Source organism: Devosia elaeis (assembly GCF_001650025.1).
In the GTDB taxonomy this organism is placed as follows: Bacteria; Pseudomonadota; Alphaproteobacteria; order Rhizobiales; family Devosiaceae; genus Devosia; species Devosia elaeis.
In genome coordinates this window covers 83644-99467 of the sequence record NZ_LVVY01000074.1, presented here as the reverse complement: position 1 = coordinate 99467, position 15824 = coordinate 83644, and the positions used below count along the sequence as shown (strand labels likewise).

16 protein-coding genes are annotated in these 15824 nt (G+C 65.9%); 7 read left to right on the top strand and 9 right to left on the bottom strand.

The window, feature by feature from the left end:
- The first annotated feature begins 7 nt into the window (after positions 1 to 7).
- Entirely contained in the window at positions 8 to 880 is an 873-nt protein-coding gene (gene hemF, locus A3840_RS19275; protein WP_067454410.1) for an oxygen-dependent coproporphyrinogen oxidase, read from the top strand.
- A 3-nt stretch (positions 881 to 883) separates the two neighbouring features.
- Here hemF and A3840_RS07810 read toward each other — a convergent pair whose 3' ends face one another.
- Positions 884 to 1426: a DUF2062 domain-containing protein gene (locus A3840_RS07810; RefSeq protein ID WP_067454408.1), complete on the bottom strand. Its 543-nt coding sequence runs from the start codon at positions 1424 to 1426 to the stop codon at positions 884 to 886.
- Positions 1427 to 1472: 46 nt separating this feature from the next.
- Between A3840_RS07810 and A3840_RS07805 the strand changes: the two genes are divergently transcribed.
- Both A3840_RS07805 and A3840_RS07800 read left to right on the top strand, forming a co-directional pair.
- Positions 1473 to 2609, top strand: a complete 1137-nt coding sequence (locus A3840_RS07805; RefSeq protein ID WP_067454403.1) for an AAA family ATPase — start codon at positions 1473 to 1475, stop codon at positions 2607 to 2609.
- Between the two features lie 68 nt (positions 2610 to 2677).
- The gene (locus tag A3840_RS07800) at positions 2678 to 2875 is read left to right on the top strand and encodes a DUF1059 domain-containing protein (protein WP_067454401.1); all 198 of its coding nucleotides are present in this window, start codon (positions 2678 to 2680) and stop codon (positions 2873 to 2875) included.
- A 245-nt stretch (positions 2876 to 3120) separates the two neighbouring features.
- Here A3840_RS07800 and A3840_RS07795 read toward each other — a convergent pair whose 3' ends face one another.
- From A3840_RS07795 to A3840_RS07785, 3 genes are all read right to left on the bottom strand, one after another.
- Positions 3121 to 4302 carry a CCA tRNA nucleotidyltransferase gene (locus A3840_RS07795; protein ID WP_067454397.1) on the bottom strand — a complete coding sequence of 394 codons (1182 nt, stop codon included), beginning with the start codon at positions 4300 to 4302 and terminating at the stop codon, positions 3121 to 3123.
- A complete protein-coding gene (locus tag A3840_RS07790) occupies positions 4299 to 4925 on the bottom strand; it encodes a CoA pyrophosphatase (protein WP_067454394.1) in 627 nt (208 codons plus the stop codon). The genes A3840_RS07795 and A3840_RS07790 overlap by 4 nt, the downstream gene beginning before the upstream one ends.
- Positions 4926 to 5165: 240 nt before the next feature.
- A complete protein-coding gene (locus A3840_RS07785; protein WP_067454393.1) occupies positions 5166 to 5702 on the bottom strand; it encodes a GNAT family N-acetyltransferase in 537 nt (178 codons plus the stop codon).
- A gap of 359 nt (positions 5703 to 6061) precedes the next feature.
- On the opposite strand from A3840_RS07785, the gene A3840_RS07780 reads away from it, so the two are divergent.
- The gene (locus A3840_RS07780; RefSeq protein WP_067454392.1) at positions 6062 to 7021 is read left to right on the top strand and encodes a glutathione S-transferase family protein; all 960 of its coding nucleotides are present in this window, start codon (positions 6062 to 6064) and stop codon (positions 7019 to 7021) included.
- Between the two features lie 146 nt (positions 7022 to 7167).
- Here the strand turns inward: A3840_RS07780 and A3840_RS07775 are convergent, their stop codons facing one another.
- A complete protein-coding gene (locus A3840_RS07775; protein ID WP_082903728.1) occupies positions 7168 to 7641 on the bottom strand; it encodes an NUDIX domain-containing protein in 474 nt (157 codons plus the stop codon).
- Positions 7642 to 7754: 113 nt separating this feature from the next.
- Between A3840_RS07775 and A3840_RS07770 the strand changes: the two genes are divergently transcribed.
- Entirely contained in the window at positions 7755 to 8645 is an 891-nt protein-coding gene (locus A3840_RS07770; RefSeq protein WP_067454390.1) for a metallophosphoesterase family protein, read from the top strand.
- Here the strand turns inward: A3840_RS07770 and arsB are convergent.
- The 4 genes from arsB to A3840_RS07750 form a co-directional block, all read right to left on the bottom strand.
- Complete coding sequence (gene arsB, locus A3840_RS07765; protein WP_067454388.1) at positions 8642 to 9697, bottom strand: ACR3 family arsenite efflux transporter; 1056 nt, start codon at positions 9695 to 9697, stop codon at positions 8642 to 8644. The two genes, A3840_RS07770 and arsB, sit on opposite strands and share 4 nt — an antisense overlap.
- On the bottom strand, positions 9697 to 10224 hold the full coding sequence (locus tag A3840_RS07760; RefSeq protein ID WP_067454385.1) for an arsenate reductase ArsC: 528 nt from the start codon (positions 10222 to 10224) through the stop codon (positions 9697 to 9699). The genes arsB and A3840_RS07760 overlap by 1 nt, the downstream gene beginning before the upstream one ends.
- Positions 10217 to 10573 (bottom strand): ArsR/SmtB family transcription factor, encoded by a 357-nt coding sequence (locus A3840_RS07755; protein WP_067454382.1) that lies wholly within the window; start codon positions 10571 to 10573, stop codon positions 10217 to 10219. The genes A3840_RS07760 and A3840_RS07755 overlap by 8 nt, the downstream gene beginning before the upstream one ends.
- Positions 10574 to 10652: 79 nt before the next feature.
- Positions 10653 to 11867 carry a D-amino acid dehydrogenase gene (locus A3840_RS07750; protein ID WP_067454379.1) on the bottom strand — a complete coding sequence of 405 codons (1215 nt, stop codon included), beginning with the start codon at positions 11865 to 11867 and terminating at the stop codon, positions 10653 to 10655.
- Positions 11868 to 12056: 189 nt separating this feature from the next.
- Between A3840_RS07750 and A3840_RS07745 the strand changes: the two genes are divergently transcribed.
- Both A3840_RS07745 and A3840_RS07740 read left to right on the top strand, forming a co-directional pair.
- A complete protein-coding gene (locus tag A3840_RS07745; RefSeq protein WP_067454376.1) occupies positions 12057 to 13025 on the top strand; it encodes a TAXI family TRAP transporter solute-binding subunit in 969 nt (322 codons plus the stop codon).
- A 90-nt stretch (positions 13026 to 13115) separates the two neighbouring features.
- Positions 13116 to 15761 carry a TRAP transporter permease gene (locus tag A3840_RS07740; RefSeq protein ID WP_067454375.1) on the top strand — a complete coding sequence of 882 codons (2646 nt, stop codon included), beginning with the start codon at positions 13116 to 13118 and terminating at the stop codon, positions 15759 to 15761.
- The last annotated feature ends 63 nt before the right edge of the window (positions 15762 to 15824 follow it).

Here is a 15824-nt window from a genome sequence, read left to right as displayed (position 1 = left end):
CCCCGCCATGACCCTGCCAGCCGATATCGACACCAAGAAATCCACCGCCAGCGCCTGGTTCCGCACCCTGCGCGACCGCATCCATGCCGAATTCGAGACCATCGAACGCGAGGTCGCCGGCCCCCATGCCGACAGGGCGCCGGGCATTTTCGAGCGCACGCCCTGGGATCGCGCCGGCGGCGGCGGTGGCGAGATGGGCATGCTGCATGGCCGGGTCTTCGAGAAGGCCGGCGTCCATATCTCCACCGTGCACGGCCATTTCAGCGAGGATTTCGCGCGCCAGATGCCCGGCACCGAGGCCGGCACCGCATTCTGGAGCTCGGGGATCTCGCTCATCGCCCATCCCTGGAACCCGCATGTGCCGGCCGTGCACATGAACACGCGCATGATCGTCACCGGCAAGCAATGGTGGGGCGGCGGCGCCGACCTGACGCCGGTGCTCGACAATCGCCGCAATCAGGACGATCCGGACACGCTGGACTTCCACGCCGCCATGAAGGCCGCCTGCGCGGGACGCCAGGGGGTCGATTATGAACGCTTCAAGACCTGGTGCGACGAATATTTCTTCCTGCCGCACCGCAACGAGCCGCGCGGCACCGGCGGCATCTTCTACGACCACTTCAATTCCGGCGACTGGGACGCCGATTTCGCCTTCACCCGGGCGGTGGGTGAGGCCTTTCTCGACATCTATCCCAAGCTGGTCCGCCGCAACTTCGAAAAGAGCTGGACCGACGCCGAGCGCGAGGAACAATTGATCCGCCGCGGCCGCTATGTCGAATTCAACCTGCTCTACGATCGCGGCACCACGTTCGGCCTGAAGACGGGTGGCAATGTGAACTCGATCCTCTCCTCCATGCCGCCGGCGGTGAAATGGCCCTGAGGTCTATTTCCGCGCCAGCCGCGCGGCGCGGGCGGCGCGGAAACGCCCGACCAGCCAGCGGACCAGGACATAGGCGATGAGATAGGTCATGACCGCCAGCGGGAGCGAGCCGATCAGCGTGGTGCTGAAAGTGGGCCAGATGGCCTCGAATTCGGATGAGATCAGCCCATGCGGCAGCTTTCCGGCCACCTCATGCACGATTTCCGCCTCGCCCGGGCTCATGCCGCCACCGCCGCGCATCCAGTCTCCCAGCCCATAGCCGGCGGCGACGAAGAGCGGGAAGGTGAGCGGATTGCCCCAGAGCGCGCCGATGGCCGCCGCCAGCAGGCTTCCGCGCGTGAGGAAGGCCAGGACCAGGCCGAGCAGGAAATGCAGGCCGAACAGCGGCAGCATGGCCACCGCCGCTCCCGCCGCGACACCGGCGGCCACGGCATGGGGGCTGCCGGACATGCGCAGCACCCGCTTTTGCAGATAGATGAAGTAGCGCCGCAGGCCCATGCGCGGCCAGATCCGGTCCCAGGGTGACATCGCTCTGCGTTTTGTCATAATTCAATCATTGCGCCGGCCGGCGCCCTTCAGACAGGCAGAGCGCATGTCCCTGGCCGATCTCGATATTACGGGCTACCGCTCGATCAAGTCCATCCGCTTTCCCCTGCGGCGGCTGACCGTCCTGGTCGGCGGCAATGGCGTGGGCAAGACCAATCTCTACCGGGCGCTGGAAATGGTGCGCGCCGCGGCGACGGGCGAACTCACCCTGGCGCTGGCGCGCGAGGGCGGCCTGGCCTCGGCCATGTGGGCGGGACCGCGCCGCGTCAACGAGGCGCCGCGCCTACGCTTCGAAGTGGGGCTCGACACCATCCTGCCCAATGATGACGAAGCCGCCTTCCTGCCGCGCTATGCGGTGGAGGTGGGGTTCGGTGATTCCAAATATCAGGCGGTCTTTGCCGAAGAACCGCAGATCAAGGCGGAAAGCCTCGTCCTGCCCGGACGGCGCGCGGTGACCCTGCTCGAGCGCAAGGGCCCCGCCGCCCACTATCGCGACGAGGCCGGACGCATGCGCCCGCTCGACCAGCCCCTGCTGGCGAGCGAAACCGCCCTTTCGGCCCTGCGCGGCACCCTGCCCGAGCTGGACGCCATCCGCCATCTCCTGGGCGCCTGGCGCTTCTATCATGGCTTCCGCACCGACCGGGATTCGCCGCTGCGACGGCCCGCTCTGGCGGTGACCGCCCCCATGCTGGATGCCGATGGCGGCAATCTCGGCGCCGTCTTCGCCACGCTCCGCCATATCCGGGGCGACAGCGTCGATCTCGACGCGGCCATCGACCAGGCCTTTCCCGGCGCCCGGCTCGAAGTGCCGCCGCCGGGCCGCAATGCCGCCTTCGCCATGGTCTTCCCCGACCTGCCCCGGCGCAGCTTCGGCGCCGAAGAATTGTCGGACGGCACGCTGCAATTCCTGGCGCTGCTCGGCGCCCTCCTGGCCTATCGCCCACCGCCCTTCATCGCGCTCAACGAGCCCGAAGCCTCCCTGCATCCCGACCTGCTGCCGGCGCTGGCCCGCGCCATCGCCCGCGCCGCCGAGCGCAGCCAGGTCTGGGTGGTGACCCATTCCACCATCCTGGCCGATGCCATCACCGCGGAGACCGGCATCCTGCCGCGCCAGGTCATCCGCCGCGATGGCGCCACCTGGCTCGAAGGCCTGTCCGATATCGGCATCTTCCCCGACGAATAGGGAACCCCGGCCGCGCCGGCACGTTCATGCCGATGCACCAATGCGGATGAATTCAAGGAGGTTCGGCCATGAAACGCTTTGATTCGGGCACGCTTATCCCCGGCTCCACCTGGCACGCCCAGGCGGAAACGGAAGCGGAAGTGGTTCGCCGCGCCGTGGAAAACATGAAGAATATCAACGGCGAAACCGAAGTGCGCCCCGAAATGATCGAGCGCATCAAGGAGCGTATCGTCGATGTCGACGATGCCGGGAAGACCCGGCACTAGTTCGTTTTATCTTTGCCCGGAAGGACCGGCAGACGTCCCCCCGAGGCCCTGCGGATGGCTCGTTTCGGGCCAAACGTGAAAGAGCCGGTGCAACCTATCCGCCGCTTCCACCGCTCGTCACCCTCTCCACCGCTCGTCACCCTCGGGCTTGACCCGAGGGCGTTTTCGGCATCGCAAGAGCCCTCGGGTGAAGCCCGAGGGTGACGACCTGTGCTGAAAGGCGCCGCCGGCGACCAGACCCGATACTAGTCCAAAGCCTGCACCGTCCCTAGCAGGCTTTCCGGGTCGAGGGTGAAACCGCTCTCGACCCATTTTCTTTCCAATTGCTGCAGGATCGCGCCCAATTCCGGGCCCGGCTGCATGCCGCGGGCCACCAGGTCCTTGCCGCTGACCGGCAGGGGCGCCACCGGCAGGCGGCCCAGGTCGCGCGCCGTCTCGGCCAGCAATTCGCGGGGCCAATCGGCCCGCGCCGCGGCCACCGCCAGCCCTTCCACGGCATCCTCGGCAAACCGGTAGGCCGCCCAATTGGTCTGCCCGTCGGCGAACAGCCGCGCCGCCTCGGCGATCCGCGCCGCCTGCTCGATCACCGCATTGGACAGGCGCCAATCGGCCTGGACCGCCTCCAGCCCCTCTGGAAACAACAGCGCCAGCCGCGCCGCAGCGCCTTGCCCGCCGAGCTGCTCGTAGCGCCGCAGCGCCTGCAGGGCCGCTTCGTCAAGCGCCACCAGCCGGATAGCGGTCATCGCGCCGATGGTCAGAGCAATCTTGGGCAGTGCCAGCATGCGCAGCATTTCGCCTCCCACCCGCTCGCGCGACAAATGGCCGAGCCGGCCCACCGCGTCGCGGCAGGCGGCGAGCCCATCGGGATCGAGATGCTGGTCGCCATGGCTGGCGGAAAACCGGAAGAAGCGATAGACGCGCAATCCGTCCTCGGCGATCCGCTTTCCGGCATCGCCGATGAACCGCACCCGCCCATTGATCAGATCGCCGGCCCCGCCCAGCGGATCGAACAGCCGGCCATCGGCGCCGCAATACAGCGCATTGAGGGTGAAATCGCGCCGCTGCGCGTCTTCCACCCAATCGGTGCCGAACGCCACCTCGGCATGGCGGCCATCGGTCGTCACGTCGCGGCGCAAAGTGGTGACCTCGACACTGGTTTCTCCCAGCCGCAGCGTCACCGTGCCATGGTCGATGCCGGTGGGATAGGCAGCGATTCCCGCCGCCCGCGCCTTCTGCATCACCGCCACCGGCAGCAATTCGGTGGCCATGTCGATATCGCTTCTGTCGCGGACCCGCCCGACCAGGCTGTCGCGGACAATGCCGCCCACGGCCCGCGTCCGCCCCGCCGCCCCGTCCAGGGCCGCGAAAATCGCCTGCACCTCCGGCCGCTCCAGCCATTCGGCGCCGTCCAGCCGGTCGGGGATCATGCGGTCACCTCGCCCAGCGCCAGATCGCGGAATTTCCGCGTCAGATTGGCGGTGATCCCCCAGATAACATGCCCGTCATGGTCGATCTGCCAGGTCGAATGCTCCTTGCCGCCCCGGCTGATGCGGTAGCGGCCATAGGTCCTGGCATCGAGAATGCGCGACAGCGGCACCTCGAAGACCGAGTGCACCTCGCCCGGATTGGGCACGAAGGGCCCGCTGGGATCGATTTCGGCCACCACCGGCGTGATCAGGTAATTGGTTCCCGTATAATAGGTCGGCATATAGCCCAGGACGCTGGCATCGCCCGGCGCCATGCCCACTTCTTCATTGGCCTCGCGCAGGGCGGCCGCCGCGGCATCCGCATCGGTTCGGTCCACCTTGCCGCCGGGAAAGGCCACCTGCCCCGAATGCGCCCGCAGGTCCGGCGAGCGCTCGGTATAGAGCACGGTATGCCCCTCCGGCCGCCGCACCAGCGCGATCAGCACCGCCGCCGGCACGGGCGGCCGCGAGAACGGCGTCAGCGGGTTCCAGTCCGGCACCAGCTCCTCGGCCGGTGTCAGGGCGGGCGGCTCCCGCAGGAGCCGCGCCGCCAGAATCTCGATGATGTCGGTATCGATGGTCAAAAGGGCACTCGAAAACAAGGACGCGCCAAGTCTATGACACGGCGCGCGTCGTGACACCCGTTTTTCGATGCCCGACGGCGTCGAGTGAGTACTCATCCCCAGAGCCACCGGCCCGGCCCCCCCTTGACGGGGGAGGATGGGAGGGGGTGCGGGGAGCCCGATTTCCGAGCGCGGGAGCACCCCTCCCCAGCCCTCCCCGTCAAGGGGAGGGTGCCGCATCGAGCTTGGCCAAGCGAAAAGCTAGAACGCCGCAATCGTGCCCTTGAGCGATTTGGCCAGGCTCTTGTCCTCGGAGAGCAGCAGCACCCGCGTCGGGTCGACCGGCCCGGGAAACTGGATATTGCCCGGCGTGGTGATGTCCCAGCCCAAAGGACAATAATAATCCTGGTCGCCCACCAAAAGCACGAAACTGCCCTCCCCGCGCGCCAGCGCCCGCTGGCTGACTTCGCGCGCCAGCAGCTTGCCCGCGCCGCGCTTGCGGAAATTGGGATGGGTGGCCAGCGGCCCCAACAGATAGCCCTTGCGCCTGCCCACGCTGATCGGCGTCATCCACACCGAGCCGCAGGGCGTGCCGTCGACTTCGGCGATGAGGCTCAGGCTCGGATCGATGGGAAAGCGCTCCCGCACCCGGAAGGCCGTGCGTGCAAACCGGCCGGGGCCGAAGGCGATGGCTTGCAATTCCTCGACAAAGGCGTCGTCGGCGGGGGTGGCGGGCCGCACATAGGGTTGGCCGGCAAGCGGGGTGGACGCGGCCTCGGCCGCAACGAGCGTGGTCATCTGGGCAATCCGGAAAAGGTGTGCAGAACAATTGCGGTCAGCCCTCGGGCCTTCCGCTCGAAACGACCGCCTAGGGTCGTCGGTTCACTCGCAAAACCTTCACCATCCTGGACGCCTCCACGTCTGAATCCGCATTAGCACCGGCATGGCCGGCCGTAAATGGGAATATGGGACTCATGCCGCTGAATTCCTCCGACGCGCCGTTGCTGTGCCCCAAATGCATAACGCACTGTTACTCCAGAACGGCCTTTTCGCATCCCGGTCCCGCCCTTAGGTAGGAAGCCAGCACCGCAACCGTTGCGGCTCGCCGGGATTTCACTCCCCGAAGCCGACAGCAAGATGACCGAAAGGGGTCCGACATGGGACAATTGATCGACGGCAAATGGTCCACCCAATGGTATGACACCAGCAAGACCGGCGGCAAATTCGTGCGCAGCCAGGCCGGCTATCGCAACTGGATCACCCCGGACGGCGCGCCCGGCCCTTCCGGCACCGGCGGTTTCGCCGCCGAACCGGGCCGTTATCACCTCTATGTGTCGCTGGCCTGTCCCTGGGCGCACCGCACCCTGATCTTCCGCAAGCTCAAGAACCTCGAAGACCTCATCTCGGTCTCCGTGGTGTCCCCGAAAATGCCGGACGAGACCGGCTGGAGCTTCAAGAAGGCGGAAGGCTCGACCGGCGACGCCCTCTTCGGCAAGGATTATCTCTGGCAGGTCTATACCGAGGCCGATCCCCATTATACCGGCCGCGTCACCGTGCCGGTGCTGTGGGACAAAAAGACCGGCACCATTGTCTCCAACGAGAGCAGCGAAATCATCCGGATGTTCAATTCGGCCTTCGACGAATTGACCGGCAATGGCGAGGATTATTACCCGCAGGACCAGCGCGAGGCGATCGACGCCATCAATGCGCGCGTCTATGACGACATCAATAACGGGGTCTACAAGGCCGGCTTCGCCACCACCCAGGAAGCCTATGACGAGGCGGTCTCAAAGCTGTTCGCGGCGCTGGACTGGGTCGAGGGCCTGTTGGGCGAAAACGCCTATCTCACGGGCGAGAGCATCACCGAGGCCGATTGGCGGCTCTTCACCACCCTGGTGCGCTTCGACGCCGTCTATGTCGGCCACTTCAAGTGCAACCGCAAGCGCATCGCCGACTATCCCAACCTCTCGCACTATCTCAAGGCGCTCTACGAGGTTCCGGGGGTCAAGGAAACGGTCGATCTCGACCATATCCGCACCCATTATTACTGGAGCCACACCACCATCAACCCGCACCGCATCGTCCCCATCGGCCCGGAATTGCCGTTTCTGGATTGATTGGCCGCTTCGGCTCCTGCGCCCCTCTCCCCTTGGGGGAGAGGGGCGGGGTGAGAGGGCCTTTCGGCAAGCAATGAGCGAGTGGAAGGCCCCCTCACCCGGCGCTGCGCGCCGACCTCTCCCCCAAAGGGAGGGGCAAAAGGCCCTCAATAGCCCCAGATCGTCCGCTTCTCGAGGCCATCGAAATATTCGTCGATCCTCTGGCTGGTGGCCGGCGTGACCCCGCTGGGCAGGGCATGGCGGTCGAACCAACCGATTTCGGCGATCTCGAAACTGCCCGCATGATCGAATTCCTTTTCGAAATTCGTGCAGATGAAGAAGGCGACATGGTCGCGGTTCGTGACGCTGCTGGAATTGTGATAGATCGCGAAAAGCTGCATCGGCCCCACCGGGCGATAGCCGGTTTCCTCCAGCGCCTCGCGGGCGCCCGCTTCCTCCACGGTCTCGCCCGGGCTCACCCCGCCGCCGGGAAATTGCCAGCCGGGAATGTGCCGGTGGCGGATGAGCAGCACCTTGTCGCCGTCCACCATCATCACCCGCGCCCCCACGGTCATGCGGAGCCACAACCCCTTGAGCGTGAGAAACACCTTGGCCCGGACGCGCTGGAAACGATTCATCATCGGCTTGGCTCCCTGTTGACCGCCACCGCTATCAGAGCTTTGTGCGCGACAAAATCATGTCCATGCACGATTGACCGTTTTCTTGGCCTTTTCCTTCTGGCAAAACCGCCGCGATGATCACCCTCGCCCATATTTCCGACATTCACCTGTCCCCGCTGCCCTCGATCGGCCTGCGCGATCTGTTCGGCAAGCGCCTGACCGGCTTCCTCAACTGGAAGCTCAAGCGCCATGGCGAGCTCAACAGCGAGACGCTGGTGCGTCTGGTCCAGCACATGCAGGGGCAGAAGGCCGATTTCACCGCCGTCACCGGCGACCTGACCAATCTGGCCCTGCCCGCCGAAATCGAACGCGCCGGCAATTGGCTGCAAAGCCTGGGCGGCAGCGACAATGTCGCCGTCTGCCCCGGCAATCACGATGCCTATGTGCCCGGCGCGCTCGAAGGCGCGCAGAGCGCCTGGGGCGATTACCTCAGGGGTGAGACGCTGGAAGGCCAGGCCTTTCCCTTCGTCCGCCGCGTGGGCGACCTGGCGATCATTTCCTGCTCCAGCGCCGTGCCGACCCCGCCCTTCCTGGCCATCGGACGCTTCGAGGAAAAGCAGGCGGCGCGCCTGGGCCGCATTCTGAAACTGCTCGGCGATGCCGGCTATTTCCGCACCGTGCTGATCCACCATCCGCCCAATGCCGAATTGCAGCACCCCTCCTTCGGGCTCAAGGGCCACCGCGTCTTCCGCCAGGTCATCGCCGAGCACGGCGCCGAGCTGATCCTGCACGGCCACACCCATCGCTCCTCGATCCACCATATTCCCGGCAAGGATCACGAAGTCCCGGTCATCGGCGTCGCCGCCGCCAGCGCCGCCCAGGGCGGCACCCTGGACGATCCAGCCCGCTACAATCTCTTCCGCATCGAAAAGGCCGGCTCGGGCTGGCATTGCACCATGCGCGAATTCGGCTTCCAGCGCCTGGGCCAGGACATCGTCATGCGCATGCAGATGCGCATCTACTAGCGCAGGTCGCCGGCCGCGCGGCGCACGGCGGCGCCGGCTTCATACCAGCCCTTGCTGCGGTTCACGATCCAGACCACCGACAGCATGACCGGCACCTCGACCAGCACGCCGACCACCGTCGCCAGGGCCGCACCGGAATTGAAGCCGAAAAGGCTGATGGCGGCGGCCACGGCCAGCTCGAAGAAATTGGAGGCGCCGATCAGCGCCGAGGGACCGGCGACGCAATGCTGTTCGCCGGAAGCCCGGTTGAGCAGATAGGCCAGTCCTGAATTGAAATAGACCTGGATCAGGATCGGCACCGCCAGCAGCAGGATGACATTGGGCTGGGCGATGATCTGCTCGCCCTGAAAGCCGAACAGCATGATCAGCGTCAGCAGCAGGGCGCCGATCGAGACCGGCTGCAGCACGGCCAGCACCTTGTTCATCCGGTCGATGCCGCCATTGGCGAGCAGCCAGCGCCGGTAGAGCTGCGCGGCGATAACCGGCACCACGATATATAATCCCACCGACAGCAGCAGCGTGTCCCATGGCACGGTGATGGCGGACAATCCGAGCAGGAGACCGACGATGGGCGCGAAGGCAATCACCATGATGGCGTCGTTGAGCGCCACCTGGGACAGGGTGAAATGCGGCTCGCCCCGGGTCAGGTTCGACCAGATGAAGACCATGGCCGTGCACGGCGCCGCGGCCAGGATGATGAGGCCGGCAATATAGCTTTCGATCTGGGTTTCCGGCAGCAACGGGCGGAACAGCCAGCCGATGAACAGCCATCCCAGCAAGGCCATGGAAAACGGCTTGATCGCCCAGTTGATGAACAGGGTGACGCCGATGCCGCGCCAATAGGTCCCCACCTGGCGGAGCGCCATGAAATCGATGCGCACCAGCATCGGAATGATCATCAGCCAGATCAGCACCGCCATCGGCAGGTTGACCCGGGCATATTCGAGCCCGGCCAATCCGGCGAACAGGGAGGGCAGGAAATGGCCGGCCGCGACGCCCACCACGATGCAGAGGGCGACCCACAGGGTCAGGTAACGTTCGAAGACGGACATCAGGCGGCGCCGGTGCTCGAACCGGTCGTGCCGTCCATTGCGCCAATGCCCTTCAGCCTGGAGGTCAGCGCCATCCGATCGATCGTCTCCAGCGGCAGACTCATGAACACGGCGATGCGATTGCGCAAATAGCCCAGGGCGTCCTCGAAGGCGGCTTCCTTCTTGAAATCGGGGCCATCGACCGCCGCAGGATCCGCAATGCCCCAATGGGCCGTCATGGGCTGCCCAGGCCATAGGGGGCAGGCCTCGCCGGCGGCATTGTCGCAGACAGTGAACACGAAATCCATTTTCGGCGCCCCGGGCGTCGCGAACTCGTCCCAGGTTTTCGAGCGCAGCCCCTCGGTGGCGATGCCCGCCTTGCCCAGGGTTTCGAGGGTCAGGGGATGCACCGCGCCCTTGGGCGTGGAACCGGCGGAAAAGCCCCGGAACCGGCCGCCACCGACATGGTTGAGCAGCGCCTCCCCGAGAATGGAACGGGCGGAATTGCCGGTGCACAGGAACAGGACATTATAGACGCGATCAGACATGGCTCGTTTCCTTGGGAGCGCAACAGGGGGTCAGTTCGGCAACCAGAGGCGCGCACAATTCCGGACGCCCTCCGCAACAATCATGGATCAGGAAGCTCGTGATCTCGCGCACCCGGTCGACCAGGGCCCGGTAGACGATCGACCGGCTCTGCCGCTCGGCCTCTATCAACCCGGCGCGGGCCAGGATCGCCAGATGCGAGGACATCGTATTCTGCGGCACGCCCAATTGGCTGGCGATTTCGCCCGCCGGCAGGCCTTCCGGCTCATGCTGCATCAGCAGGCGAAAGGTCTCCAGCCGCGTGGGCTGGGAAAGGGCGCCGAAGATATCGAGGGCTTCTATCTGTTCCATATATCGACGAATATCGATATATCTGGCGAGCGTCAAGACGCCTCCGGCCACGCCGATGGGGAAACGAGTTAGCGTGCCGCTAGGCGCCGGCGCGCCCCGCCACGTCCCGGGCGATGCGGTCGGCCGAGCCGAGGGCGAGCGTGAAGCCCAGCGCGCCATGGCCGACATTGAGCAGCAGATTGTCCGCGACCCCGCTGCGGCCCAGTATCGGCCGCCCCGTGGGCGTTGCCGGGCGCTGGCCGGCCCAGAGCCGGGACTGGGCCCAATCCGCCGCGTCGGGAAAATCGTGGCGCGCATCCGCCAGCAATTGGCCGACACGCGCCTGGTCGATGTCGAGATTGTGCCCCACCAGGTCCGCGGCGCCGGCCAGCCGCAGCGTCGATCCGAGCCGCGCATAGACGACCTTGCGCTTGGCGTCGGTAATGCTCACCGATGGCGCCGCCGCCGGCACCGCGACGGGCGCCGTGGCGCTATAGCCCTTGAGCGGATAGATGGGCAGGTCGAGCCCCACGCTCCGGCCCAGGCGCCGCGAATCCACGCCCGCCGCCAGCACGACCAGGTCCGCCTCCAGCATGCCCTTGTCCGTATGCACGGCCTTGATCGTCCGCCCCTCGCGGACCAGCCCCTTCACCTCGGTCTGCAGCATCAGCGCATCGGCATCGAGCAGCCGCGCCATGCCCTGGGTGAAGAGATAGGCATCCCCCGCTTCGTCGCCGGGCGAGAACAGCCCGCCTACCAGCCGCTCGGCAATCGAGGCCAGGGCCGGCTCGATTTCCAGGCATTGTTCGGTGGAGACCGCGCGTTTGTCGGTGCCGCTCAGCGCCTGCTGCTCGGCATAGAGCCGGGCGGCGGCAAAGCTCTGTTCGCCGGAATAGACCACGAGCTTGCCCGTCTGCGTCCACTCAAAGGGGATCGCCCGCAGCGCCGCATTCTCGTGCAGGATTTTCTTGCTGCTCTCGGCCAGCGCGCCGAGTTCGTCGATGGTGCGCCGCGCCCGCTCGGGCGTGCAGGCGGCCAGGAACTGCATCAGCCAGCGATATTGGAACAGATCGAATCCGGGCCGGAACTGCACCGGGGAAGCGGGATCGGTGAGCAGCTTGGGCAATTGCGCCCAGACCGAAGGATCGGCCAGCGGGGCGACATAGGAATAGCTGAGCTGGGCGCCATTGGAAAAGCTCGCGCCGGTGCCGACATCGGCGGCTTTGTCGATCAGGCGGACCTTGTGGCCGTCCTGCGCGAGCCGCCAGGCGGTGCTGACGCCAACCACGCCCGCGCCGATTACGATGATATCCATTGCGTTAATTCCATAGGCAAAAATTGCGTCGCATCCGCCGTTTCAGCACGAAATTGCTCGAACTCTGTCAACTTTGCGCGGTCGCGGCTTGCGGCAGGGGGAGATTCCCTGTTCTATTAAATCAGTGACCCCGGAGGTCCAATACAGAAGGCTGAACTTAGCCCACCATCAGGAAGGAAAAAATTTCCCATGACGAAGCCGTTCATTGTCTCCGCCATCGCCGCCGCCGCTCTTATGGGTAGCGCGGTTCCTTCGATTGCACAGCAGCAATTCATTACTATCGGCACAGGCGGCGTAACCGGCGTTTATTATGCCGCCGGCGGCGCGATCTGCCGTCTGATGAACGAGACCCGGGCCGAGCACGGCTTCCGTTGCTCCGTCGAATCGACGGCCGCCTCGGTGTACAATCTCAATGCCATCCGCCAGGGCGAGCTCGATTTCGGCGTCACCCAGACCGACGTGATGTTCCACGCCGTCAACGGCGAAGTCGCCTTTGCCGATCAGGGTCCGTGGGACGGCATGCGCTCGGTCTTCTCGCTCCACCCCGAGCCCTTCACCCTCGTCGCCCGCGCCGATGCCGGCATCGAGAGCTTCGAGGACCTGGCTGGCAAGCGCGTCAATATCGGTGCGCCGGGCTCCGGCACGCAGACCTCCATGGACATCATCCTGGATGCGGCCGGCATGTCGCGCGACGATTTCGCGCTCACCTCCGAACTGCGCCCCGATGAGCACGGCCCGGCCCTGTGCGACAACCAGATCGATGCGTTCATCTATGGCGTCGGCCATCCCTCGGCCAATATCGCCGACCCCACCACCACCTGCGGTGCGCAGCTCATTCCGCTCCAGGGCGACTATATCGACGGCCTCGTCGCCGAATATCCCTATTACGCCAATGTCACCATTCCGGGCGGCACCTATGCAAATAACGACGAGGACACCGCCACTTTCGGCGTCCTGGCCGCGCTGGCGGTTTCGGCGGACACCCCCGATGACGCCGTCTATGCGCTGGTGAGCTCGGTGTTCGAGAATTTCGACACCTTCAAGTCCCTGCACCCTGCCCTGGCCAATCTGAACGAGCAGGCAATGGTTTCCGACGGGCTTTCCGCGCCCCTGCATCCGGGCGCCGAGCGCTATTACCAGGAACGCGGCTGGCTCTAATCCAGCCCCACCGGCCTGACCTTCTCCGCGGCGACCCTTCCAGGGCCGCCGCTTCTCTCTTTCGCTTCGTCGCGCTCTCCGGATATCGCCATGTCAGATCAGCACAGCTCCGCCGCCGCCGCTTCGACAGATAAGCCCGATGCCGAGGCCCTGGCCCGGCTGGTCGCCGAGGCGGATACCGGCGGTCGCGAGCCCCGGAGCAAGGCGGCGCGGACTGTATTGTTCATGACGGCGCTGGCCTGGGCCCTGTTCCAGCTCTGGTATGCCTCGCCCCTGCCCTTCCAGTTGCGCATCGGCGTTTTCAACGCCACTGAAGCCCGCGCCATCCACCTGGCCTTTGCCCTGTTCCTGGTCTTTGCCGCCTATCCCGCGACCAGGAAGGCGCCGCGCGATTATGTGCCCTGGTATGAATGGCTGCTCGGGCTGCTGGCGGCAGGCTGTTCGCTCTATATTTTCCTGTTTCAGGCCGATCTCGCCCGCCGGCCGGGCCTGCCCACCAGCGTCGATATCGTCGTCGCCGTCATCGGCGTGGTCATGCTGCTGGAGGCGGCCCGCCGCGCCCTGGGGCCGGCGCTGCCGATCGTGGGCATCCTCTTTCTCTGCTATGCCTTTTTCGGCCCCTACCTCCCCGATCTCTTCGCGCATCGCGGCGCGTCGATTCCCCGCGCCGCCACGCAATATTGGCTGACTTCGGAAGGCGTCTTCGGGGTGGCGCTGGGCGTCTCCACGGCCTTCGTCTTCCTCTTCGTCCTGTTCGGCTCGCTGCTGGAGCGCGCCGGGGCGGGCAATTACTTCATCAAGGTGGCCTTCGCCTTGCTGGGCCATTTCCGCGGCGGCCCGGCCAAGGCCGCCGTGCTCGGTTCGGCCGCCACCGGCCTCATTTCCGGCTCCTCGGTCGCCAATGTGGTGACCACCGGCACCTTCACCATTCCGCTGATGAAGCGCGTGGGCTATCCCCCGGTCAAGGCCGGCGCCATCGAGGTGTCCGCCTCGGTCAATGGCCAGATCCTGCCGCCGGTCATGGGCGCGGCGGCATTCCTCATCGCCGAATATGTCGGCATTCCCTATTCCGAGGTCGTCCGCCACGCCATCATCCCGGCGCTGCTGACCTGTATTTCGCTGTTCTATGTCGTGGACATCGAGGCGCGGAAGTACAATCTGACGGGCCTGCCGCGCAAGCGCTACCGGTCCCGCCTGATGAGCGTCGCTCTCTTCGGCATGACCGCCGCCGCCTTCGTCATCTTCTGCTGGTTCGTCGGCATCGCCCTGGGCTGGACCCGCGACGTTTTCGGCCCCGCCGCGAGCTGGGCTGTCGCCATCGGCACCCTGCTTCTCTATCTCGCCCTGCTGGCCGCGCGCGCCCGCTTCCCCGATCTGGACGACGACGATCCCAACAATCCCGATCTGGTCCTGCCGGATACGGCCAAGGTCGCCCCCACCGGCATCCATTATATCCTGCCGGTCTTCATCCTCGTCTGGTGCCTGATGGTGGAGGAACTCTCCCCCGGCCTTTCGGCTTTCTACGGCACCTGTGCGCTGATCTTCCTGGTCGTCACCCAGAAACCGCTGATCGCCCTGTTCCGGCGGCAGCGCGACGTGCTGGCCCCCTTGCGCGCCGGCTTTGTCGACCTGCTCGAAGGCCTGGTCACCGGGTCGCGCAACATGGTGACGATCGCCATCGCCACCGCCGCCGCCGGCATCATCGTGGGCACCGTGGCCCTCACCGGCATCGGCTTGGTGATGACGGAAATCGTCATTTCGATCTCCGGCGGCAACCTGCTGGTCATGCTGCTCATGACGGCCGTGATCTGCATGGTGCTGGGCCTGGGCATGCCGACCACCGCCAATTACGTGGTCGTGGCCACGCTGATCGCGCCGGTCATCGTCGAGGTCGCCGCCCTCAATGGCCTGGCCGTCGCCCTGGTCGCCGTCCACCTCTATGTGTTCTATTTCGGCCTCATGGCCGACGTGACCCCGCCGGTGGGCCTCGCCTCCTTCGCCGCCTCCGCCATTTCGCGCGCCGATCCTGTCCGCACCGGCGTCCAGGCCTTCCGCTACGAAATGCGCACGGCCATCCTGCCGCTGATCTTCATCTTCAACCACCAATTGCTGATGATCGGGGTCACCTCCTGGTGGGGCCTGGGCCTGACCGTGCTCATGTCGTTGATCGGCATGCTGATGTTCGTCTCGGTGACGCAGCAGGTCTTCATTTCCCGCAGCCGCATCTGGGAAACCGTGATGCTGCTCGTCGCCAGCTTCATGCTCTTCGTGCCGGGCCAGGTGATGGACCGCATCGTGCCGCCCACCATTCCGGCCCCGGCGTCCGAAATCGCCGAGCGCGCCGCCCAGGTGCCGGCGGGCCAGTTCCTCACCGTGGAATTCTCCGGCATCGACATTTCCGGCAATGATTACAACCGGGTCGTGCGCCTGCCCATGGGCGAGCCCGCCGACGGCGCGACGCGCCTCTCCAATGCCGGCATCCAGGTCGTCGAATTCGCCGGCGAGGCCCAGGTCACCAATGTCCGCTTCCGCAGCCAGGCGGAACGGCTGGGCGTGGTCATCGGCGACACGGTCTCGGCCGTGATGGTGACCAATCCGAACCGCCCGCCCCAGGAACTGATCTTCATTCCCGCTCTGCTGCTGATTGGCGCCGTCGCCGGCCTGCAATGGCGCCGGCGGGCCTGGGACCAGCCGGGCATGCCCAGGAAGCGCGAGGCAACCAGCCCCGCATCATAGGCAAAACGGGGCCGCAAGGCCCCACTCCCGCCACACGCGCAAATCACCTATATGGAGGAGACA

Coding starts and splice junctions, on each gene's coding strand:
- hemF (WP_067454410.1), top strand. CDS start 8: ATGACCCTGCCAGCCGATATCGACACCAAGAAATCCACCGCCAGCGCC.
- A3840_RS07810 (WP_067454408.1), bottom strand. CDS start 1,426: ATGACAAAACGCAGAGCGATGTCACCCTGGGACCGGATCTGGCCGCGC.
- A3840_RS07805 (WP_067454403.1), top strand. CDS start 1,473: ATGTCCCTGGCCGATCTCGATATTACGGGCTACCGCTCGATCAAGTCC.
- A3840_RS07800 (WP_067454401.1), top strand. CDS start 2,678: ATGAAACGCTTTGATTCGGGCACGCTTATCCCCGGCTCCACCTGGCAC.
- A3840_RS07795 (WP_067454397.1), bottom strand. CDS start 4,302: ATGATCCCCGACCGGCTGGACGGCGCCGAATGGCTGGAGCGGCCGGAG.
- A3840_RS07785 (WP_067454393.1), bottom strand. CDS start 5,702: ATGACCACGCTCGTTGCGGCCGAGGCCGCGTCCACCCCGCTTGCCGGC.
- A3840_RS07780 (WP_067454392.1), top strand. CDS start 6,062: ATGGGACAATTGATCGACGGCAAATGGTCCACCCAATGGTATGACACC.
- A3840_RS07775 (WP_082903728.1), bottom strand. CDS start 7,641: ATGATGAATCGTTTCCAGCGCGTCCGGGCCAAGGTGTTTCTCACGCTC.
- A3840_RS07770 (WP_067454390.1), top strand. CDS start 7,755: ATGATCACCCTCGCCCATATTTCCGACATTCACCTGTCCCCGCTGCCC.
- arsB (WP_067454388.1), bottom strand. CDS start 9,697: ATGTCCGTCTTCGAACGTTACCTGACCCTGTGGGTCGCCCTCTGCATC.
- A3840_RS07760 (WP_067454385.1), bottom strand. CDS start 10,224: ATGTCTGATCGCGTCTATAATGTCCTGTTCCTGTGCACCGGCAATTCC.
- A3840_RS07755 (WP_067454382.1), bottom strand. CDS start 10,573: ATGGAACAGATAGAAGCCCTCGATATCTTCGGCGCCCTTTCCCAGCCC.
- A3840_RS07750 (WP_067454379.1), bottom strand. CDS start 11,867: ATGGATATCATCGTAATCGGCGCGGGCGTGGTTGGCGTCAGCACCGCC.
- A3840_RS07745 (WP_067454376.1), top strand. CDS start 12,057: ATGACGAAGCCGTTCATTGTCTCCGCCATCGCCGCCGCCGCTCTTATG.
- A3840_RS07740 (WP_067454375.1), top strand. CDS start 13,116: ATGTCAGATCAGCACAGCTCCGCCGCCGCCGCTTCGACAGATAAGCCC.